This window comes from Leisingera sp. JC11, from assembly GCF_040704725.1.
Lineage (GTDB): Bacteria > Pseudomonadota > Alphaproteobacteria > Rhodobacterales > Rhodobacteraceae > Leisingera.
In genome coordinates this window covers 1-3,289 of record NZ_JBFCVS010000052.1, presented here as the reverse complement: position 1 = coordinate 3,289, position 3,289 = coordinate 1, and the positions used below count along the sequence as shown (strand labels likewise).

Below are 3,289 nucleotides of genomic sequence, written 5' to 3'. Positions count from 1 at the left end.
GGTCTGCGGCACGATGATGGTGGCATCTTCGTTTGGCGTATCCAGCACATCCCCAAGGCTGCCGCTGTCAGGATTGTCCAGGAAGGCCAGTACTTCACCCGCGTTCTGGAACCGGTCGTCGGGATCCGGTGCGCACATCCGGTCTATCAGGCTTTTCAACGGTTCAGGAACACCATCAGTGTCCAGAGGTTTCTGCTTGTTTTCAACCACTTCCATCGGGTTGGCACCCAGCTTGGGTGCTGCGCCGCGGAAGTTGGCCAAGAGCAGCGCCCCCAGCGAATAGATGTCCGAACGGGCATCCGTGTCGCCGCTCATCTGCTCCGGTGCGGCATAGGAGTACTTGCCGGCAAATTCATTGCCGACAATGGTCTGGGCACCCGGGTTGGTGTCCTTGGCGATACCGAAATCGATGATCACCGCCTCCGCCGGGTCGCCGCCCCGCAGGATGATGTTGTCGGGGCTGAGGTCGCGGTGCACGATATTGCGGGCATGCGCCGCTTGCAGGCCCTGAGCCACCCGGCGGCAGATCACCAAAAGGTCTTCGGCCGGCATCGGCCCCTGCTTCAGGCGCTTGTCGAGGCCGGGGCCGTCGACGTAATCCATCAGCAAGTAGATATGGCCGTCAGGTGTACGGTGGTTCTCCGAGTAGCGCACCACGGCGGCGTGGCGGATTTCCCGGATGTTCTCCTCGCGCGCCATCAGGACGGTGAAGTCCTCGTTGGCGGCAAGTTCCTGCTTCAGCACCTTCAGGGCGACCAGATTGCCGGAGATTTCCGAGCGGGCCTTGTAAACGTCGGACGTGCCGCCGCGGCCCAGCAGGCATTCGATCCTGTAGGTGTTGTTGAGCAGATCACCCGGCTGGAACAAGTCGCCAGGGCGCGATTCAAGCATGGAGGTCTCCCTGGCCTATTTTCCGGCGCGGACCCGGGCTGTTGTCAGCCCAGAGCCTGGAATTCAACGCGGCGGTTTTCATCGGCGCGCGTGTTGTCCTGGTTGAACGGTGCGGTTTCACCCATCCCGATCGCTTTCAGCATATCCTCGGGCACGCCGCAGGAGCTGATTAGATGGCGGCGCACTTCCTGCGCGCGCAGCAGCGACAGCCGTTCATTGTATGCGGCGGAGCCGGAGCTGTCGGTGTGGCCGATGATCTGGAACACGGTGCCATCCAGCGCCTTCATCGACGCGCACATGTTGGCCAGCTTCGGCTCCTGGTCGGCGCGCAGGGCCGCGCTGTCGAAGTCAAAAGAGATCTGGACGTTGATCTGGGTCTGGCGGTCAACGGGATTGTACTCTTCCGCCGCAGCGGCGACAGTTGTGGCTTCTTCGGTTGTGTCCTGGCCCGCATCCGCGCTGCTGGGCACGATCACCAGGCCGCGTGTCTTTTGTTTCTTGAAGGCTTCAGTGATTTCTTCCACCGAAAGCTCGCCGCTGTTTGATTGCGCCTGCGCCATCGGTGCAAAAATCAGGCCGGCCCCCAGAATACTTGTAAAAATACCTTTCAGGCGGATCATGCTCTGCGCCCTCCCCTACCGTTTGAACGTTGCAGGCAGTCTATACCAGCACCATCAGCCTGCCAATGCCGGGCAGAACCAAGCGCGGGAAAAAACACGGTGTTTCCGGCAAGTTGTAATCAGGGGGTTTACTGCCGGGCAGCTAAAGATTGAAATGGGTGCAGACGCAACGGGAGGAAAAATGCGGGTACTGCCAGCCGTGATTATCGCCATTGGCCTTGTGCTGGCTCCGGCCATCTGGTTCGGGCTCAGCTGGCTGTTGAGCGAGGAGGACTACCAGGGTGCCGGCGGTGTCGACTCTACTGCCCGGATCGAGATCGAGATGCTGCGCCAGCAGGTCGAGGATCTGCAGGCCCGGATGTCGGATCTGCAGAACGAAGTTGCCCGCCTGCCTGCTGGAGGGGCAGGCACCGGAAGCCCTTTCACCGATGACGCGGCCGGCGAGGCCGCAATCTGGAACCAGACCGGCGGTGCCGACCTGGATTATGCCCAGGTGGTGCTGATTGCCGACCGGCTGAATGTGAACCGCGGCCTTCGGGTGACCGGCGGCTCTTATCTGACCGAGAAACTGGGCCGCCCGCGGGAGGACTTGAACGATACCTGCCAGCCGATGACCAACCCGGACCTCAAGGAAAAGCTGGTGACCGAACAGGTCGGGCCGATCCGGGTCAGCATGCTGCGCCCGGCAATCGAAAGCCTGAAGGTGGTGTTCGAGAACATCCGCCAGGCCGATCCGGACCTCTATGCCCGCATCAACACCGCCGGCGCACTGTGCGTGCGGCGGATCCGCGGCACCACCAATTCGCTGTCCACCCACAGCTACGGTCTGGCAGTGGATCTGAACATCGACGGCAAGCTGGACAATTTCACCGATGGCAAGACCCAGCTGGGCCTCACCATCATGGCGGATTTTTTTTATGACCAAGGCTGGGTCTGGGGCGCCGGGTTCCGGCGCGAGGACAGCATGCACTTCGAGATCAGCCGCCGCCAGCTGGATGAATGGATTGCCAACGGGCTGCTGTAAGCCTGTCCACCGGGCGATCTCAGTCAGGCAGACCGGAGCAGCACCTTGCTGGAATTGATTGCGGCGGCGATCCGCTGATAGCGCACCACCGATCTGGTGGGGGAGCTTTCGGCTGAGCGCAGCAGTTTTGTCTGAGTTTCTTCCAAGACAGCCAGTGCTTGGGCTACCGCAGTTGCCTGCCGCTCCGGTGCGACTGCCACAATCGGGCGGTGCGACCGGTCTGTGTTGTTAATTGACCGTGCCTTGCCCCTTGGTTTCGAGGGGTCGCGGTTCTCCCGCGCAATTTGGCGCAAATCCTGGGCTGTTTCCTTGAGAATTGCCCGCAGCGGCTCATGTCCTGGCAAACCTGCCAGATCCTTTTCCAGCGCTTCGAAACGCTCAGCAAGGCAGTCGATAAGGTAGGGGCCTACGATCCCGCAAAGATCCTGGAAGCCGGCAACCCGATCCACCACTTCGTCGGCAGAGCGTATGCGATTGCCAAAGAACCGGCCGTTTCCGGACGAGCCGCCAAACGTGCTTCCTTCGCCCTCGCCAGGGCCGCCGCCACGGGCGCTAACACCGCCGGATCCGCCATCGCCGCCGCCATCGCCGCCGCCGTCACCGCCGCCATCGCCGCCGCCGTCACCGCCGCCATCGCCGCCGCCGTCACCGCCGCCATCGCCGCCGCCATCACCGCCGCCATCGCCGCCGCCGTCACCGCCGCCGTCGCCGCCGCCATCACCGCCTCCGTCGCCGCCGCCGTCACCGCCGCCGT

Annotated in this window: 4 protein-coding genes; 2 read left to right on the top strand and 2 right to left on the bottom strand. The window is 62.8% G+C overall.

All coding sequences use genetic code 11. The features are described from left to right. On the bottom strand, positions 1-891 hold an 891-nt coding region (locus AB1A62_RS22040; protein WP_366663596.1), incomplete at its 3' end, for a serine/threonine-protein kinase. Positions 892-935: 44 nt separating this feature from the next. Further along, the gene (locus AB1A62_RS22035) at positions 936-1,511 is read right to left on the bottom strand and encodes an OmpA family protein (protein WP_366663595.1); all 576 of its coding nucleotides are present in this window, start codon (positions 1,509-1,511) and stop codon (positions 936-938) included. Positions 1,512-1,692: 181 nt separating this feature from the next. Between AB1A62_RS22035 and AB1A62_RS22030 the strand changes: the two genes are divergently transcribed. Together AB1A62_RS22030 and AB1A62_RS22025 are read left to right on the top strand one after the other, a co-directional pair. Continuing rightward, a complete protein-coding gene (locus AB1A62_RS22030; RefSeq protein WP_366663594.1) occupies positions 1,693-2,535 on the top strand; it encodes a M15 family metallopeptidase in 843 nt (280 codons plus the stop codon). Positions 2,536-2,867: 332 nt separating this feature from the next. Continuing rightward, a partial coding sequence (locus AB1A62_RS22025; protein ID WP_366663593.1) for a hypothetical protein occupies positions 2,868-3,289 on the top strand: 422 nt, incomplete at its 3' end.

Coding starts and splice junctions, on each gene's coding strand:
- AB1A62_RS22035 (WP_366663595.1), bottom strand. CDS start 1,511: ATGATCCGCCTGAAAGGTATTTTTACAAGTATTCTGGGGGCCGGCCTG.
- AB1A62_RS22030 (WP_366663594.1), top strand. CDS start 1,693: ATGCGGGTACTGCCAGCCGTGATTATCGCCATTGGCCTTGTGCTGGCT.